This window comes from Terriglobales bacterium, assembly GCA_035561515.1.
In the GTDB taxonomy this organism is placed as follows: domain Bacteria; phylum Acidobacteriota; class Terriglobia; order Terriglobales; family Acidobacteriaceae; genus DATMXP01.
This window is the reverse complement of record DATMXP010000046.1, coordinates 72,531-88,878: the sequence shown is the minus strand read 5'-3', so window position 1 is coordinate 88,878 and position 16,348 is coordinate 72,531. Positions and strand designations below refer to the sequence as shown.

The following is a 16,348-nucleotide window of genomic DNA, read 5'->3' as shown; positions in this document are numbered from 1 at the left end:
GTGGGACGGAGTGCGTGCGGAATTAGTAAGTTGGTAATTGAGTAAATGGGTAATTGAAAGAACTAGAGGGCGGCGCAGGTGACAGACCCAGGTTAGATCCAAAGAAGGACGCGACTCTGGGCACTCGGCACCGCGGGGTCTAGAAGAAGGACGCGAACCTGGTCACCCATCGCCCGTACGTGGGCCATCAGCTTTACCGCTATTTTGCATCTGACCGTTTCGGGGGAGTTTCGTGCGCTTACGCCGCGCCTCACGCCTGCAACTTCGGACTATCTTGCTCGGAACTGTGCGTCATTACCGCAGGGCGGCTTCTCTGGTTCTCTACGCAATCCTGTTTGCGAATCTCGGAGCGGCGCAGCAGGTTCAGGTTCTTCACAAGGAAGGCCTGGTCCACGGCTTTCTTGTTTTGCGAACGCTGGAAGGAAAACTCCTGGCGAATGGCGATCTCATCCAGAATGTGCAAGGCAATCGCGTCACCAGCCGCTTGATTTTCCATTTCAAAGATGGCTCCGTCCACGATGAAACAGCTGTCTTTTCGCAGAGTGGACATTTTCGGTTGACCAGCGACCACCTTGTTCAAAAGGGGCCGGCATTTGAACATCCGATGGATATGACGATCAACGCCGTTACGGGCCAGGTCACCGTGCGGTACGTCGAGGATGGAAAAGAGAAGTCGGCAACAGAACAACTCGGTTCACGGTCCGACATTGCGAATGGATTGATACTCACTTTGCTGAAGAACATCCCGCCTGGGACGCCGCAAACGCAGTTTGCGTTTGTGGCCGCCTCGCCCAAGCCTCAGCTTGTGAAGTTGCACGTCACGCCGCAAGGTGAGGAGTCTTTCACAACCGGCGAGGCGCGGCGTAAAGCAATGCACTACGTCGTGAAGATTGAGATCGGCGGAATCAAGGGAGCTTTGGCTTCGCTGCTGGGGAAGGAACCGCCCGACACGCACGTCTGGGTCCTGGAAGGAGAAGCTCCGGCCTTCGTCAAATCCGAGGGGCCATTGGCCGCCGGCGGTCCAGTCTGGAGAATCGAACTGGTGTCTCCGGTATTCCCTGGCTCGTCGGCTGGGGAGACGAAGTGATCGTTTTCGAGCTGAGGGTCACCCGCCAATTTGGTAATTGAAAACAAAAGACGCCACGGATTCGACGGATTGGACGGAGAGAAAAACGCGGTGCTGCGCACCGCGTTGCGGACGTGGGTCATCCGGCCACCACTTTTGTTCCAAATTCGGAACAGGATCGAGAAAATCTTTGACAAATCATCAACGCGGTTAGAATCCCTCGCGCGATTCAATACGAGAGAGAGTCGCTTTGAGAGGAAAAGACGTCATGTCTGACTGGAAGATAGCAGCGAAACTCCGAGTGTTACCACCGTTAGGGTTTCTACCGAAACCGAGCCTGCAGGAAGAGATGCCTATAAGCGCGATTGTTGACTCAGAAGAGTTCGAGCACTCCGATTGGGAACAGAAACAGTTGGCTCTTGGTGAAACGATTCTTGATAAGTTTTGGATCTCACCCGGTCCGTGGAGAGTTGCGGCAATGGCAACGGTATACAACAAAGCAGATGTTTGGACGGATCCGGTCCTTGTCCTTCAAGCTAAAGCAGCCGATTCCAGTTATGAAGCGACAGCCAACGGAGGAGCCGGGTTACACCAAACTTGGAAGGGCGGGTGCGAAATTCACACACAATCTGAAGCGATCACGTTAGTCACCTGCTCGATTCATTGTCTGGTTGGCACCGGCTTAATCAGCGACGTTAAAGTTTGGGCCTATCGACCTCAATAAGGTGCCGAGTGCCCTCTCAGTTTCTGTCGCTACGGCGGGGCCAACCACGGGCGCCCGGCTTCTATCCCCACCCTTACGCCCAAAGAGGGCGAGAGGGTGGGGCGCCCACAATAGCAGTGGCTAACGACGAGGTTTGTCTGCGCCAGCCGCCGGAGTGATGTCACAGACTACTCGCGCTCTACACGCCATAATGTAGACCCACGACTAACCCGAGCGGTGCAGGTCACGCGACTATGGAAGATGCTGGAACAGGCAGGTGGCGAGGTTTCATAAACACGCGGGAGAATGCTTTTGCCGCTGGCAGCCTCTTGTTGGGGTGGGCCTCAGTCATCACGCTAAACGTCGACGTTTTCTCGGCGTGCCGGGTTCCGGGGGTATTTGCCTTGCTGCTGTTGCTGGTTGCGGTCTGCTCGGTAGTGATGAACTTTGTCGCGGCTGTCAAGCATAGTCGATGGTGGTACATCGGCGGGATTGCGTCACTGTGGCTGTTGATCGCGACCCTCGGAACTTTTGCGTGCTGCTAACGCGGAGCGTGCCCACTCGCAGCGATGAGAAGGTGCCATGACGTTGGGGCACCCGCCAAAGCAAGATCCTTTAGATACTTGCGTCTAGTAGCTCGAAGGCGCCGGTGAAATACAGACAGCCGTAGCTAAAGAACATATCCCTCTGCATCGCGACTCGTTGGTCATCAGGAATGGCTAATATCTGCATGGCGGTCGGATGAGCAAACTTCGATAGCATTTTGTTGGCAACCCGAAAGTGCTCGCCCAAACCACACTCTTCGGCAGCCTCCCTGACAGCCTTAAAAGGATCATCCAAAGAGGTCACTCCGTCTTTTGCTGCACTCCGGGAAAGATTCTGTTTGGCTCCCTTGAAGATGTCGAGCCATGCCGCGTCTTTAGTCGTCGCAGTGCCCCATTTCGTAAAGGCATTCAACAGTTCCATCACGTCTCGCCCGACTTCATACAGTCGGCGAGTATTGTCTCTATTCTTAGTGCAGTAGAGACACCACACTGAAAGCTCTAGGAGATTACGTGCGCGCCAAGCGAGCAGTGAAGGGTCGCTCTTGGTATCCGCATAGGCTCGTTTCAGTGCCAGATATTCTCCGAAAGTTTGCGCGAGGAGACCGCCGAGTGTCTGCACCCACCAAGCATTGTCAGGGCCGGGATTTGCGCATTGTTGTTCAAGACGTTTGTTTATGGCAGCCCACCTACCCGACTCTGCAATGTCGGCGGCCTGTAGAACGTCTCCTTCGAACTCTGGAAGCATGTTACCGCTGATGGTATTCCATTTATCTTTTCGCCTCCACTGCTTCGGTCGGAGACCGTTAAAGAAAAAGGGATATGACGTCCTGAGTAATAAAGCAGCGCTAGCGCAGTGGGTGTGGACGGGCAGTTGTGGAAGGATAGGGATTCCTCGGCTTCGCCTCGGAATGACAGAAAGGAAAAGCCCCGCTCTCGCGAGCGGGGCTCTTGTTGCCTCTAACGGTGCGGCTAAAGCCGCACCCTTTCAAAGCGTTTAGTACATGTCGCCCATGCCGCCGTGGCCGCCCGGCATTGCCGGAGCCTTCTTCTCTTCCGGAATTTCGGAGACGAGAGCTTCGGTGGTGAGCATCAAGCTGGCGATCGAAGCCGCATTCTGCAGGGCAGTGCGGGTGACCTTGGTCGGGTCAACGACACCGGCCTTGATCAGGTCTTCGAATTCGCCGGTCTGGGCGTTGTAGCCGAAGTTCGTGTCCTTGGAGTCGCGGATGCGGCCCACAACGACCGCGCCTTCTTCACCGGCATTGCCGACGATCTGGCGCAGAGGCTCTTCGAGGGCGCGGCGAACGATCTGGAGTCCGATCGCTTCGTCGTCCTTCAGCTTGAGCGAATCGAGCGCGCTGACGCAGCGAACCAGGGCCACGCCGCCGCCGGGGACGATACCTTCCTCGACAGCCGCACGGGTGGCGTGCATCGCGTCTTCCACGCGGGCTTTCTTTTCCTTCATTTCGGTCTCGGTGGCGGCACCGACCTTGATCACCGCAACGCCGCCGACGAGCTTCGCCAGACGTTCCTGGAGCTTCTCGCGGTCATAGTCGCTGGTGGTCTTCTCGACCTGGCTGCGGATTTCCTTCACGCGGCCTTCGATTTCGGCGCCCTTACCCTTACCTTCGACGATGGTGGTGTTGTCCTTGTCGATGGTGACGCGCTTGGCCTGACCGAGGTCGCTGACCTGAACGTTCTCGAGCTTAATGCCGAGATCTTCGGTGATGGCCTTGCCACCGGTGAGGATGGCGATGTCCTGCAACATGGCCTTGCGGCGATCGCCGAAGCCGGGAGCCTTCACGGCCGCGACCTGGAGCGTGCCACGCAGCTTGTTGACGACGAGAGTGGCGAGCGCTTCGCCTTCTACGTCTTCCGCGATGATGACCAGCGGCTTGCCGCTCTTCGCGATGTTCTCGAGGAGAGGAAGCAGGTCCTTCATGGAGCTGATCTTCTTTTCGTGGATGAGGATGTAGGCGTTCTCGAGTGCGGCTTCCATGCGCTCGGGATCGGTGACGAAGTAAGGGGAGAGGTATCCGCGGTCGAACTGCATGCCCTCGACGACTTCGAGCTGCGTTTCCATCGTCTTGGATTCTTCCACGGTGATGACGCCGTCTTTGCCGACCTTCTTCATGGCTTCGGCGATGATCTTGCCGATGGTGGCGTCGTTGTTGGCGGAGATGGTGCCGACTTCGGCGATCTTCTTCATGTCGCCGGAAACGTTCTGGGAGAGCTTATCGAGCGCGCCGGGAGTGCGGTTGCCATCGTTGTCGACGGTGCCGCAGATGGCGGTGACAGCCTTCTCGATGCCGCGCTTCAGGGCCATCGGGTTCGCGCCGGCGGCAACGGTCTTCACGCCTTCGCGGTAGATGGACTGCGCGAGAACGGTCGCGGTGGTGGTGCCGTCACCGGCAACGTCGCTGGTCTTGCTGGCAACTTCGCGAACCATCTGGGCGCCCATGTTCTCCATGGTGTCCTTCAGTTCGATTTCCTTTGCGACGGTGACGCCGTCCTTGGTGATGGTGGGGGAACCGAATTTCTTCTCGATAACAACGTTGCGGCCCTTGGGGCCGAGTGTGACTTTAACCGCGTCGGCGAGAATGTTGACGCCGCGCAGAATGGCCTGGCGAGACTCCTCGCCGTGAACGACTTGCTTTGCCATAGCTCAAATCTCCTTCAAGTTGGGTGCGGCACAGCGGCCGCGAAAATCTAAAAGCAGATGCCTCGCTTCGCTCGGCATGACAAACCATCAGGTCCGTCGGAGCGAAGAAAACTACTTCTTGGAGTGGGCGGCCGGTTTCGCAGCGCCTTCCAGGATGCCGAGGACTTCTTCTTCACGCATGATCAGGAAGTCTTCGCCGTCAATCTTGATGTCGGTGCCGGCATATTTGCCGAACAGGATGCGGTCGCCGGCTTTTACGTCGAGAGGGAAAACCTTTCCTTCTTCGTTGGACTTGCCCTTGCCAACGCTGATGACTTCGCCTTCCTGCGGCTTGTCTTTGGCGCTGTCGGGGATGATGATTCCGCCGCGAGTCGTTTCGCCTTCCTCAATACGGCGAACCACGATGCGGTCATGGAGGGGAGTAAGCTTCGTAGCCATTCTTACAAACTCCTTTCGGTAGCTGGGTATTCGTTATCGATCAAAACTTTGGGATTTGTTGCAGATACGAGCTCTGCGGGAGAGGAGAGTGCCTGCTAGCACTCATCTCCAACGAGTGCTAATTGTAGGGAGCGGGAGCACGGTTTGTCAAGCAGTTGAGTGACTTGCACTCAAGTTGGAGCAGGGTGGCTGTTGGGAGCTGTCTAGCTGCGGGCCTGCCATTACTACTTAGGCAACAGAGGCGTCGCAGAGAGACCTCTAAACATCAGGTCTGGCGCGGGTCTTGGGGTGAGCGTCGGGCATCGGTGCCGTCGATGCGGGTCTCTAGGCTCTGTTCTGAAATACGACGCCTGCTTTTCCTCGCAGTCATAGCTACTCCCCTTATTCTCAACGGGTCTGAAACCAGCGCTAGTGCTGATGCGAATCTGACGCCGACGCGGATGGGCGTCCAACTACCGATCGCGATGTTGAGCCGGCTGCCGATGAGCATTGCGCTGCCGTCGGTGGCAGCGCCGCGCCGGAAGATCGATCCCAAATATGACGTGACGATGATTGGGCGGAGGAACGTCGGCAAAGGGCTGGACTTCTATTCACTGGATCGAGAAGCAGCGTTGGGAAAGCAACTGGCGACGGAAGTTGAAAGCTCAGTGAGGCTGCTGAAGGATCCGGTGATCACGGAGTACATCAACCGCCTGGGGCAGAGACTGGTTCGCAATTCGGACGCGCAGGTGCCGTTCACGATCAAGGTGATCGACGACGACGAAGTCAACGCGTTCGCGCTGCCGGGCGGCTACTTCTATGTGAATACGGGCCTGATCATGGCGGCCGACAATGAGGCGGGCCTGGCCGGAGTAATGGCACACGAGATCGCGCATGTCGCGGCACGCCACGCGACGAAGAACCAGACGAGGTCGCAGATCTTTGACCTGATATCCATTCCGCTGGTCTTCGTGGGCGGTCCGGCGGTGATGGCGGCGCGGCAGGTGATGGGCATTGCGGTTCCGCTGGGATTCCTGAAGTTCAGTCGGGACGCGGAGCGGGAAGCCGACATGCTGGGCATGCAGTATGAATACGCGACGGGATACGATCCGCAGGAGTTCGTGAAGCTCTTCGAAAAATTGAAGGCGGTGGATAAACAGAAGAAGAACTTTCTGTCGAGGGCCTTTGCCACACATCCGATGACGGATGATCGGATCAAGCGGGCGCAGAAGATGATTGGCGAATATCTGCCGGACCGAAATGAGTATGTTGTCGACACGAGCGAGTTCCAGCAGGTTCGGGCGCGACTGGCGGAACTGATGGATCGGAGGAAGATCGACCTGGGGAAGGTTACTCCGGTACTCCGGCGACGCGTTCCGGCAACAGAGCCAAAGCCGTCCGAGGATGGGCCGCCTACATTGCGACGTCACTAAGGCTCCCATTCGGCCGGTTGCTTTACCGACCGTGATCGGGTGCTTACAATAGAAGCATGAAGCGCGTGCTTATGATCGCGGCGGTGCTGGCGTTTTCCCTGGTGTCAGGAGCGCAGCAAAAGTCTTATTCCGATGTTTCCATCAAAGTACTGAAGCAAGAGACAGGGCGTCCGGTGCGCAATGCGAGCGTGGTCCTTCACACTGTGAATGAAGAAGGGAAACAGGACAAGGGCGGCTTGAACCTGAAAACCGATGCTGACGGCAAGACCAGCTACGGTGGCGTACCGTATGGAAAGCTGCGGATCCAGGTGATCGCGCGAGGTCTGCAGACGTATGGAGAGGATTTCGAGATCAACTCGCCGGACCAGGAGATTGTGATCAAGCTGAAGCCGCCGCAGAGCCAGTACTCGATCTACGAAAATAAACAAACGTCGTCCAGCGAGCCAGCAAAGAAGTAGGTTCATGAGAGACCAGAGCCGGCCCATGTGGGTCGGTTTTTTATTTGCGTAGCGCGTGCGGTATGATGTCGCCCTTATGGCCGTTGATCCCGCGACGGAATGGCGTGAGCTCCAGGAACGATATTCCACCCTATCGGATGGCGAGTTGGAAGAACTTGCCGGCGAAGCTTATCAACTGACAGACACCGCGAAAGAAGTTCTGAAGTCAGCGTTGCGGTCGAGGGGGTTGGATGTGGAACTTGCGAAGGCTCCGCCGGAAGATGAAGAGTTCTACGACGATTCCGACGAGTTAACGGAAGAGGAGTCGGATTCGGAGTCGTTTGACCCTGCCGATCTGGAATTAGCGCCCGTCCTGGTTGCGTGGAGTGTGGAAGAGGCGCGTGCCGCGAAATTGTTGCTGAACAATGCCGGCATACCTTCCTATCTTGGTCCAGACAACGTGGAGAAGGTCGAAGAGGTAGAACGCAACTTCGCGCGAGGCGTGGAGGTTAAGACCCGCTACGTCGATCGCCATCGCGCAGGCTACATCCTTCAACACGAGATGCCGAAATCAGCCGAAGATCGAGTCGATCCGGAGGCGATTCCGGAAGTCGATATCCGCTGCCCGAGTTGCAATTCCGACGCAGTGATTTTTGAGCAACTGGAGAAAGAGTCGCCGAAGGATTCTGATCTTGATGCCACCTTCCACTGGCGGTGCGATGCATGCGGGCATGAGTGGGAAGATGATGGCGTCGACCGATGAGGTCACGAAGCGGCGCGCAACTCCCGCCTGAGAATCTTTCCTGATGGATTTCGAGGAATTGCCTGCACGAAGCGGATGTCGTGCGGGACCTTGTAGTGAGCAACGCGTTCAGCGACAAAGGCGACGATCTCGTCTCGAGTTCTGTTGGATTCGAGTACATCGTCGCGCAGGACAATGAACGCGCACGGGACTTCGCCCGCTTCTGCATCGGGGCGTCCGACGACTCCGCAATCACGCACCGCGGGATGCTCCATCAGGACCGACTCGACTTCTGCAGGAGCGACCGGGAATCCTTTGTACTTGATCATCTCCTTGCGGCGATCGACGACCCGGTAGAAACCCTGGTCGTCACGAATTACGACATCGCCCGACCAGTACCAGCCATCACGCATGACATCGGCGGTCGCCTGCGGGTTATTCCAGTAGCCGAGCATGAATTGTGGGCCGCGCATGACCAGTTCGCCGGGCTCATTCACGGCGGCGTCGCGCTCATGGTCACCATCGAAGGCGACGACTCGGCATTCCGTTGCGTATAGGGGTTGGCCTATCCATTCTGGCCGGTACCACTCGGGAGGGTCGGTGTATCCGAGATGCGTCACCGGAGAGGCTTCGGTCATGCCGTAGCCGTGGCGAATTTTGATTCCGGTGAGTTCGGTGAAACGGCGTGCCAACTCGGGCGCAAGAGGCGCCGCGCCGGACTTGATCCACGTGACCTGGTGGTTTTGGGGGAAGAGTCCTTTTTCTGCCAACTGGCAATACGCGTTGAGAACCGGCGGCACACTGGGCGAGGTTGTGATGCGTTCGTCAACCCAGAGTTGAAGTGCGGTCTCCGGTATGAATCGCGGCATTAGAACAACCGTCGCGCCAATCATGAGATACGGGTTCATCAGCACGTTCAAACCATAGATGTGGTAGAGCGGAAGGTAGACGAGTACGCGCTGGTCTTCATTTGAGGGGGATGCGCCGGGGCCATATGTCTGATAGCAGTTCGAGACGAGGTTGTGGTGAGAGAGCATGACGCCTTTGGGCAGGCCAGTTGTTCCACTCGAATAAGGAAGCGCTGCGATGACTTCCCTAGGATGCCGATCGTGTTTGGGAAGGGGCGCGGTTTGAGGTTTGAGCAGGTGGTTGAAGGGCAGATCGCCGATACAGCCGTCGGTCCGTGTCGTGTAAACGGCTTGCAGTGCAGGAAGTCCGCCGAGATTCATTCCGCGAACGAGCGAGCCGTCGGAGATGAGGATGCGAGCGCCTGAATTCTCGAGCTGGTAACGAACCTCACGTTCACGATAGCTCGGATTGAGCATGGTGGGTGTCGCACCCGCGAGAGTCGAGGCGTGGTACGCGGCCACGAATTCCCACGAATTAGCTAGAAAAATGCCGACAACATCGCCGGGGCTGATTCCTGCTGCGACAAAGCCGCGCGCGAGACGAGTGATGAGGTCGGCGTATTGGGCGTAGGTGATACGAAGAGGGGCTTCGAGGCAAGAGGTGTCCACGATTGCTGTCTTGCTGGGAAAGCGTCGACACGCAGACAAGATTACGTCATGAACGAAGATGCCCTCGGGATCGGCGAGAAAGCGGTCGCGGATCATCGTGCCTTGAGCTTCTTGAGAAACTCCTGCTCGTCCATTCTGTATTTAAAGGCCTTCCGGCCGTTGATGAAGACCACGGGGACTTCGTCGGTGAACTGGCGGCGCAGGTCCGGCGCAGAATCGACATCGACTTCCTGCAACCTGAAAACGGTTCGTCGAGACAGTTTTTGCAGAGATTCCTTGACCACCTCGCAGAGGTGGCATCCCTTGCGGGAGTACAGAATGACGTGATTTTCCCCACTCATCGCGCGAAAGTTTAGCACGTGGCGCGAGGTGCTGCTATGACTGCCTCTTGCTTCCACGAACCATGAGTTTCAGATCGGATTCGAGCTTTGCGGCCCATTCGTCGGACCAAGCATGGTGGCGCTTGAGGTACCCGCGGAAGGTGGCGATGGGATCGCGATCATCGCGGCCGCGCCTCCCGGGAGCGAGGAAGTTGACGCAGTCGACCAGTGTTGGACCGTGTCCGCGGCGAGCGACGCCCGTGGCTTCTTTCATTACGCGGTAGACGGCGATGACGTCGCGGGCGTCAACGGCAATTGTCGGGCAGGGCCAATGGGAAAGATTCGTTCCTTCATGCGAACGGGAGGCTCGTGATTGGCTCCAGTCGGCGACGAAAATTACCGGTAGCCGTTGCTCACCAGCAAAGCGCGCGGCCTGCTCGAATGCCTTGGTGGTGGTGGCTTTTCCGGGGAGGAATGCGATGGCGACGGCAGATGATTGCGAGCGCTTGAGGGCGAAGGCAGATCCGGCGGCGACGCTGGGAGCCGAGTCGGGGCCGGCGACGGCGACACGGAGCGGTGGGGGGACGAGATCGATCTTTAATTTGTTTGCAGATTTGCTTGCGCTCACAGGGCGTGCGACAGAATCGACGTCGGCTCCTTTTAATACCTCGAGAACAGGATGAGAATGAGAGGTGATGAGAAGGTCATCGGTCTCCGTGTTCTGGAGAGTGCCGGCGAGAACAGCTTCGGCAGTGTGCGGCGCATTGCGAAAGCGCTTTGCAAGCAGCCGTGCCTTGAGCATCGTTTCATAAAGATGGGTGAGGACTTCCGGCGGAAGAGGAGATTCCAGAACAACGGTGATCGGTGCAGCAGAGGTGGGTGCGGTCGACATTCAGTCCTCAAAAGTGGTGATTGTAAATGAAGCCGACAAGCGTGATGTGTCGCAGCAGTATTTAAATTGTGGCGTCAAACTATTTTTGTCGCCAAACGTAACTAAGGTTTTTCAACACGGATGTGGATATTGCTGTGGATAAGCGGGAACAAATACAGTTAAGTCATGCAAGTGTCTGTACTTGTACACTTTGCACTCTGATGAGTGCTTCATCAGACGGTGAATTACATTTTGAAAAGTTTTCTTCGAACAGAAACATTGAACGGGGAAATAAACGTGAGCCTCGTCACATTTTTCCCAAATTGAACCCAATTGAAACAGCGAATTGACAAGCTTCTTGCCGACCGAGGACTGGTGCCCTCCCGCGAACGAGCGCAAGCGTTAGTGCTTGCCGGGCGAGTACTGGTCAACGAACAGAAGGTCGAAAAGCCGGGAACATCAGTGGATGCCGAATGCGCGATCAGGCTTCTGGGTGAGGATCTGAAGTACGTATCGCGGGGCGGATTGAAACTTGAGCGTGCGCTGGAGCACTGGAAGATCGATCTAGAGGGGAAGATATGCATCGATGTTGGAGCCTCGACAGGAGGTTTTACCGACTGCATGCTTCAACATGGGGCTGCGAAAGTGATCGCTGTGGACACGGGCTACGGCCAGATCGATATGAAGCTAAGGAATGATCCGCGTGTTGTGCTGCATGAAAAAACGAATGCGCGTTATCTGAAAGCGGAAGACATCGGTGCAACGGCGGAGTTTCTTGCGATGGACGTGAGCTTTATCTCGGCGACGCTGGTACTTCCTGCGATGGTTGGAGCGGCGCAACCGAGAGAATTGGTGGTGCTGGTCAAGCCGCAATTTGAGGCAGGACGCGAAAAGGTGGGGAAGGGCGGCATCGTTCGCGACGAGAATGCACAGAGGATGGCGGTAGAGAAGGTAAGCGGAGCGCTGACGGAACTGGGATATCGCGTGCAGGATGCGATTGATTCGCCGATTCTGGGCGCGGAGGGGAACCGCGAGTTTCTTCTTTACGGTTCGCGCTAAAAGTGAATCCGGAAATCAACATTGCGCCCGGTTTCTGTACAATGCGAAGCAACTAAGAACGTCATGAAATCGGCCGCGATCATTTCTAAACCGCAGAAAGCGGAACTCTCGCAAATCATTCCCGGACTTGTGCAGTGGCTAGAGAGCCACGGCTATACGGTTTTTATGGACCGGGAGAGTGCGGAATATATTTCCAATTCGCACCAGGTGGTGGACCGGTCGGAAGTCGCGGAGCAGAAGCCAAGCTTCGTCATCGTACTCGGTGGCGATGGAACCCTTTTGTCGGCAGCCAGGGCGGTTGCTCCCCATGAGATTCCGATACTTGGCGTGAACCTGGGCTCGCTGGGATTCCTAACGGAAGTTCCACTGGCCGAACTATATCCGACGTTGCGGGCACTCGATGCTAACGATTGTGAAGTGGAATGCCGTGCGATGTTGCACGCGCGTCATGTGCGCGATGGGAAACAATTGGCGGAATATCACGCGCTGAATGATGCGGTGATCAGCAAAACGACGATTGCCCGCCTGGCAAGCTTCGATATCTACATCGATGGGGCGTATGTTTCCAACTACCGTGGAGATGGAGTGATTGTTTCGACTCCCACTGGATCCACAGCCTATTCTCTGGCGACCGGTGGCCCGATCCTGATGCCGCAGGTGCAAGCGCTGGAGATTTCGCCCATCTGCCCGCACTCGCTGTCACACCGACCTCTGGTTGTGCGAGACACGGTGGAGATCGAGATTCTGGTACAGGCCGCGACAGAGGAAGCATTCCTTTCTATTGACGGCCAAATTGGGGTGCCGATGGCGGAGGGCGACAAACTGATCTGCCGGAAAGCGCCTTACAATACGCGGCTTTTGCGGCTGAGGAAATCGTTCTTTGAGGTGCTGAGGACAAAGTTAAAGTGGGGCCAGCGCTAACGAAGAACGTAGCCGCTGATGTAAACTCGCCCGCATGAAGCTCGCCGTTTTCCTGCTCCTTTCCTGTGCCAGTATCTTCGCGCAGTCCCGCCCAGCGGCGGATGTCATTGTCACGAACGCCAACGTCTACACAGTGGACAAGGCACAGCCCCGGGCGGAAGCGGTAGCCATCATCGGTGACCGCATTGTGGCGCTGGGAACTTCTGCAGAAATGGATGCATGGCGAGGCGCATCCACAAAGATCATCGATGCGCAGGGCAAGCTTCTGCTGCCGGGATTCAACGACGCGCATGTGCATTTCGTGCCTGGCGGCGTGCAACTGGACAGCATCGATTTGCGGCCCGCGACCGGTCCGGAGGACTTTGCGCGCAGGCTAGCAGAACGGGTGAGGATCACGCCGAAGGGCGAGTGGATCACGGGTGGAGATTGGGATGAGGAGAGATGGACTCCGCCACAGCTTCCGACGCGGCAGACGATCGACGCCGTGAGTCCGGAAAATCCTGTATTTGTGGCTCGCTACGACGGTCATGAAGCGCTGGCGAATTCACTGGCGCTGAAACTGGCGGGGATCACAAGAAAGACAAAAAGTCCGGCCGGCGGCGAGATCGTGAGGGACCAACAGGGAGAGCCAACGGGAGTCTTGAAGGACGCCGCGATGTCGCTGGTCTATTCGAAGATTCCACCGCTGACCCATGAACGCCGACTGCGGGCAGTGAAGCGGGCCATGAATCATGCAGCGCGACTGGGCGTCACCAGCGTGCAGGATATGAATCCGGACTACGATGACGTCCGGGCGTATTCGGAACTAGCAGAAAAGGGCGAATTGACGGTGCGGATTTATGCCGCGCCCCCTCTGGCCGGCTGGCAGGACCAGGCGAAAATCGGGCTGCGACATGCCTGGGGATCGCCGTACCTGCGGATAGGTGCGCTAAAAGGATATGCAGACGGATCGCTGGGGTCGGGGACTGCGTACTTCTTCCAACCTTATACCGACGACGCAAAGAACCGAGGGTTGTTGGCGGACGAGATGCAGCCGCTCAGCCAGATGCGCGACCGCATGATGAACGCCGATGCTGCCGGACTGCAGCTTTGCATTCACGCCATCGGTGACCAGGCAATCTCGATCGTGCTCGACCTGTTCGGAGAAGTGGCGCGCACGCACGGTGCGGCAGACCGGCGCTTCCGCATTGAGCATGCGCAACATATAGCCGAGAAAGATTTTGACCGGTTTGCATCGCTGAATGTGATCGCGAGCATGCAGCCGTATCACGCGATCGACGACGGGCGATGGGCGGAGCGGAAAATCGGGCCCGAGCGGATTAAGACTACCTATGCGTTTCGTACGCTGCTGGATCGTGGAGTGCATCTGGCGTTTGGCACAGACTGGAATGTGGCGCCACTGGATCCGGTGAAGTCGCTCTACGCGGCGGTAACCCGAGCGACGCTCGACGGGAAGAATCCAGACGGATGGGTGCCAGAGCAGAAGATCAAAATGTCGGAGGCGGTGGAGGCGTACACGATGGGGTCGGCGTATGCCGAGTATCAGGAGAAAGAGAAGGGCAGCATCACGCAGGGCAAACTCGCGGATATGGTGTTACTGAGCGACGACATCTTCAAATTGGACCCGTCCAAGATCGGCGATGTACAGGTGGACATGACGATTGTGGGCGGGAAAGTAGTGTGGTCGAGGCAAGGGGAATAGTTACTTCTCGATTTGGTCGAGCTTTGCCTGAAATACCGATCGGTCCTCTTCTGTGAACAAAACAAAGACAGCGAGCTTTAAGCCTGAGTCGGGGTGCTCACGGGCATAGTCGACGACTCCTCCGAGCATAACGTCAGCGCATTCGGCTACCGGAAAGGCGGCGACACCGGTGGCGAGGGCGGGGAACGCAACAGAGTTAAGGCCGAGTTCATCGGCGATGCGCAGGCAATTTAAGGTGCAGTGACGGATGATGTCGGCGGACGAGAGGGAGCCGGGACGCTTGGGCACGCGAGCGTCTTCGGGCCGGTAGCCCATGGCGGCAGCATGGATGACATATTTGTTGGGAAGGCGTCCGGCGGTAGTGTAGGCGGCTTCGCCGAGTGAAATCGGCGCTTTGCCTCGCCCTTGTAGATCGATTTCGTCTCCGCCCTTGCGTCGGATCGCACCAGCGACTCCGGAACCGAGAACGAGATCGGTATTCGCAGCGTTGACAATGGCGTCGATGTCGGGTTGAGCGGTGATGTCGCCGAGGCGGATTTGGATTCGCATGAAGCTATGGTAAGCGTACGATCAATTCTTTTTTCCGGGAATCATCAATCCTCCTCCGCCGATGACTGGCGATCCGCATTTCTTGCAGAGACCGAGTTCGCGTCTTAACTCATTGAAAAACTCCCGGGTGACTAGTTTTGCGGATGAGGCGCTGGTGTTCATGCGTCCAGGAGAATAGTCAGCGGCTGTGACCACTACGCGTGCGACAGTTTTTCCTTTTTGGTCTTGTTCGATATTGAGGGTGGCACGATATCCGGAATAACCTTCGTGACGTCCGCTATTCATCTTTTTGAAGATGAAGGTACGTGTACTGGAGTTCGCGTCTTGAACTTCGGCGCCCATAGATTGCGCGGCTTTCTGAGCTGCGGTGAAGACCTCGTCGGGAGTTTTGTCGAAACGCTTTTCGGATGTGAGTTCGCCGGCGGCTGCGGACAAGATTAAACAGGCGACTAGAAGGAAGACACAATACGCTGCACGCTGCATAGAGCCTCCGGTTGACCCAACACTACCGGGCGGGCTTGGTTGCGGGAAGTTTCGAACTATCCAAACAGAGTTCCCATTTTGGATATCGAACTGCGAGCTACCAAATTTGTAGCAGCGCACTTTCCCGATGAGCCGGGATAGCTGGTCGAGAGTAAGCGGTTTTCCCGAGTTCCCAATCAGTTTAGTCGGTTTGACTCGGTACGCCGGTCGGCCTAAACTCGCCTCCAGTGAGGGATTCGCACCTGTGACGAGGGTCACTTACGCTGGGTCACCGAATAGGCGACCATCGTAGGGTTGAACTACCTCCCCGGGGGAACCATGGGCTGGATCGAAAACCGCTTCGAAAAGAACTTCCTGATTACAACGGTTGATTATGTTTTCAACTGGGCGCGCAAGTCATCCTTGTGGCCGATGACGTTTGGATTGGCCTGCTGCGCTATCGAAATGATTGCGTCATCTACGGCGCGTTACGACATTGCGCGCTTCGGCGCAGAGGTGTTCCGTCCAAGCCCGCGGCAGAGCGATTTGATGATCGTGTCGGGCACGGTGACGTTGAAGATGGCCCCCGTGGTGAAGCGGATTTACGACCAGATGCCCGAGCCGAAGTGGGTGATCTCGATGGGCGCATGCTCGTCGGTGGGTGGTCCGTTCAACACCTATTCGGTGCTGCAAGGCGTGGACAAGATAGTGCCTGTTGACGTGTATGTGCTGGGGTGCCCGCCGCGTCCTGAGAATCTTTTCTACGCGCTTTTGAAGTTGCAGGACAAGATCGACCAGACGACGCTGGCGAAGAAGCCGACGAGTGTCCGGTTGAAAGAGGAGATGGTGGACGACTTCAAGCGGCAGGTGATGATTGCGCAGACAATGAATCCGGCGAACGAGCAGCTTCACCGGTAAGATTTCGATTACGAGAAAAGCTCC

The 16,348-nt window shown here is 56.9% G+C and carries 17 protein-coding genes; 9 read left to right on the top strand and 8 right to left on the bottom strand.

Going from position 1 to position 16,348, the window contains the following annotated elements; all coding sequences use genetic code 11:
• Nucleotides 1-232 precede the first annotated feature (232 nt).
• Both VN577_21150 and VN577_21145 read left to right on the top strand, forming a co-directional pair.
• Nucleotides 233-1,087, top strand: a complete 855-nt coding sequence (locus VN577_21150) for a hypothetical protein (protein ID HWR17351.1) — start codon at nt 233-235, stop codon at nt 1,085-1,087.
• A gap of 247 nt (nt 1,088-1,334) precedes the next feature.
• On the top strand, nt 1,335-1,790 hold the full coding sequence (locus VN577_21145) for a hypothetical protein (protein HWR17350.1): 456 nt from the start codon (nt 1,335-1,337) through the stop codon (nt 1,788-1,790).
• Nucleotides 1,791-2,384: 594 nt separating this feature from the next.
• On the opposite strand, the gene VN577_21140 is transcribed toward VN577_21145, so the two are convergent.
• From VN577_21140 to groES, 3 genes are all read right to left on the bottom strand, one after another.
• Nucleotides 2,385-3,059, bottom strand: coding sequence for a hypothetical protein (locus VN577_21140; GenBank protein ID HWR17349.1), 675 nt, complete (start codon nt 3,057-3,059; stop codon nt 2,385-2,387).
• A 249-nt stretch (nt 3,060-3,308) separates the two neighbouring features.
• Complete coding sequence (gene groL / locus VN577_21135; protein ID HWR17348.1) at nt 3,309-4,976, bottom strand: chaperonin GroEL; 1,668 nt, start codon at nt 4,974-4,976, stop codon at nt 3,309-3,311.
• A 111-nt stretch (nt 4,977-5,087) separates the two neighbouring features.
• The gene (gene groES, locus VN577_21130; protein HWR17347.1) at nt 5,088-5,414 is read right to left on the bottom strand and encodes a co-chaperone GroES; all 327 of its coding nucleotides are present in this window, start codon (nt 5,412-5,414) and stop codon (nt 5,088-5,090) included.
• 440 nt (nt 5,415-5,854) lie between these two features.
• Here groES and VN577_21125 point away from each other — a divergent pair, with 440 nt between their 5' ends.
• The 3 genes from VN577_21125 to VN577_21115 all read left to right on the top strand — a co-directional run bounded on the left by VN577_21125 (nt 5,855) and on the right by VN577_21115 (nt 8,026).
• On the top strand, nt 5,855-6,826 hold the full coding sequence (locus VN577_21125) for a M48 family metallopeptidase (protein HWR17346.1): 972 nt from the start codon (nt 5,855-5,857) through the stop codon (nt 6,824-6,826).
• Between the two features lie 56 nt (nt 6,827-6,882).
• The gene (locus VN577_21120) at nt 6,883-7,284 is read left to right on the top strand and encodes a hypothetical protein (protein HWR17345.1); all 402 of its coding nucleotides are present in this window, start codon (nt 6,883-6,885) and stop codon (nt 7,282-7,284) included.
• Between the two features lie 76 nt (nt 7,285-7,360).
• Nucleotides 7,361-8,026, top strand: a complete 666-nt coding sequence (locus VN577_21115; GenBank protein ID HWR17344.1) for a hypothetical protein — start codon at nt 7,361-7,363, stop codon at nt 8,024-8,026.
• Nucleotides 8,027-8,028: 2 nt separating this feature from the next.
• On the opposite strand, the gene VN577_21110 is transcribed toward VN577_21115, so the two are convergent.
• From VN577_21110 to VN577_21100, 3 genes are read right to left on the bottom strand one after another with little or no spacing between them, the layout of a single operon-like run.
• Nucleotides 8,029-9,618 carry an AMP-binding protein gene (locus VN577_21110; protein ID HWR17343.1) on the bottom strand — a complete coding sequence of 530 codons (1,590 nt, stop codon included), beginning with the start codon at nt 9,616-9,618 and terminating at the stop codon, nt 8,029-8,031.
• Nucleotides 9,615-9,863, bottom strand: a complete 249-nt coding sequence (locus VN577_21105) for a glutaredoxin family protein (protein HWR17342.1) — start codon at nt 9,861-9,863, stop codon at nt 9,615-9,617. Before VN577_21105 ends, VN577_21110 begins: the two co-directional genes overlap by 4 nt.
• A 34-nt stretch (nt 9,864-9,897) precedes the next feature.
• Nucleotides 9,898-10,734 (bottom strand): thiamine pyrophosphate-dependent enzyme, encoded by an 837-nt coding sequence (locus tag VN577_21100; GenBank protein HWR17341.1) that lies wholly within the window; start codon nt 10,732-10,734, stop codon nt 9,898-9,900.
• Between the two features lie 312 nt (nt 10,735-11,046).
• On the opposite strand from VN577_21100, the gene VN577_21095 reads away from it, so the two are divergent.
• The 3 genes from VN577_21095 to VN577_21085 all read left to right on the top strand — a co-directional run bounded on the left by VN577_21095 (nt 11,047) and on the right by VN577_21085 (nt 14,395).
• Complete coding sequence (locus VN577_21095; protein HWR17340.1) at nt 11,047-11,772, top strand: TlyA family RNA methyltransferase; 726 nt, start codon at nt 11,047-11,049, stop codon at nt 11,770-11,772.
• Between the two features lie 63 nt (nt 11,773-11,835).
• Nucleotides 11,836-12,693 carry an NAD(+)/NADH kinase gene (locus VN577_21090; protein ID HWR17339.1) on the top strand — a complete coding sequence of 286 codons (858 nt, stop codon included), beginning with the start codon at nt 11,836-11,838 and terminating at the stop codon, nt 12,691-12,693.
• Nucleotides 12,694-12,727: 34 nt separating this feature from the next.
• Nucleotides 12,728-14,395, top strand: coding sequence for an amidohydrolase (locus tag VN577_21085; GenBank protein HWR17338.1), 1,668 nt, complete (start codon nt 12,728-12,730; stop codon nt 14,393-14,395).
• Here VN577_21085 and VN577_21080 read toward each other — a convergent pair whose 3' ends face one another.
• Together VN577_21080 and VN577_21075 are read right to left on the bottom strand one after the other, a co-directional pair.
• On the bottom strand, nt 14,396-14,944 hold the full coding sequence (locus VN577_21080) for a macro domain-containing protein (GenBank protein HWR17337.1): 549 nt from the start codon (nt 14,942-14,944) through the stop codon (nt 14,396-14,398).
• 21 nt (nt 14,945-14,965) lie between these two features.
• The gene (locus VN577_21075; protein HWR17336.1) at nt 14,966-15,427 is read right to left on the bottom strand and encodes a hypothetical protein; all 462 of its coding nucleotides are present in this window, start codon (nt 15,425-15,427) and stop codon (nt 14,966-14,968) included.
• A gap of 318 nt (nt 15,428-15,745) precedes the next feature.
• Between VN577_21075 and nuoB the strand changes: the two genes are divergently transcribed.
• Nucleotides 15,746-16,324 (top strand): NADH-quinone oxidoreductase subunit NuoB, encoded by a 579-nt coding sequence (gene nuoB, locus VN577_21070; GenBank protein ID HWR17335.1) that lies wholly within the window; start codon nt 15,746-15,748, stop codon nt 16,322-16,324.
• The last annotated feature ends 24 nt before the right edge of the window (nt 16,325-16,348 follow it).

What these genes read in the sequence shown, in the direction of transcription:
- VN577_21100 (HWR17341.1), bottom strand. Translation starts at nt 10,734, where the DNA reads ATGTCGACCGCACCCACCTCTGCTGCACCGATCACCGTTGTTCTGGAA.
- VN577_21140 (HWR17349.1), bottom strand. Translation starts at nt 3,059, where the DNA reads ATGCTTCCAGAGTTCGAAGGAGACGTTCTACAGGCCGCCGACATTGCA.
- groES (HWR17347.1), bottom strand. Translation starts at nt 5,414, where the DNA reads ATGGCTACGAAGCTTACTCCCCTCCATGACCGCATCGTGGTTCGCCGT.
- VN577_21085 (HWR17338.1), top strand. Translation starts at nt 12,728, where the DNA reads ATGAAGCTCGCCGTTTTCCTGCTCCTTTCCTGTGCCAGTATCTTCGCG.
- VN577_21075 (HWR17336.1), bottom strand. Translation starts at nt 15,427, where the DNA reads ATGCAGCGTGCAGCGTATTGTGTCTTCCTTCTAGTCGCCTGTTTAATC.
- nuoB (HWR17335.1), top strand. Translation starts at nt 15,746, where the DNA reads ATGGGCTGGATCGAAAACCGCTTCGAAAAGAACTTCCTGATTACAACG.
- VN577_21080 (HWR17337.1), bottom strand. Translation starts at nt 14,944, where the DNA reads ATGCGAATCCAAATCCGCCTCGGCGACATCACCGCTCAACCCGACATC.
- VN577_21110 (HWR17343.1), bottom strand. Translation starts at nt 9,618, where the DNA reads ATGATCCGCGACCGCTTTCTCGCCGATCCCGAGGGCATCTTCGTTCAT.
- VN577_21120 (HWR17345.1), top strand. Translation starts at nt 6,883, where the DNA reads ATGAAGCGCGTGCTTATGATCGCGGCGGTGCTGGCGTTTTCCCTGGTG.
- groL (HWR17348.1), bottom strand. Translation starts at nt 4,976, where the DNA reads ATGGCAAAGCAAGTCGTTCACGGCGAGGAGTCTCGCCAGGCCATTCTG.
- VN577_21105 (HWR17342.1), bottom strand. Translation starts at nt 9,863, where the DNA reads ATGAGTGGGGAAAATCACGTCATTCTGTACTCCCGCAAGGGATGCCAC.
- VN577_21090 (HWR17339.1), top strand. Translation starts at nt 11,836, where the DNA reads ATGAAATCGGCCGCGATCATTTCTAAACCGCAGAAAGCGGAACTCTCG.
- VN577_21145 (HWR17350.1), top strand. Translation starts at nt 1,335, where the DNA reads ATGTCTGACTGGAAGATAGCAGCGAAACTCCGAGTGTTACCACCGTTA.
- VN577_21125 (HWR17346.1), top strand. Translation starts at nt 5,855, where the DNA reads ATGGGCGTCCAACTACCGATCGCGATGTTGAGCCGGCTGCCGATGAGC.
- VN577_21115 (HWR17344.1), top strand. Translation starts at nt 7,361, where the DNA reads ATGGCCGTTGATCCCGCGACGGAATGGCGTGAGCTCCAGGAACGATAT.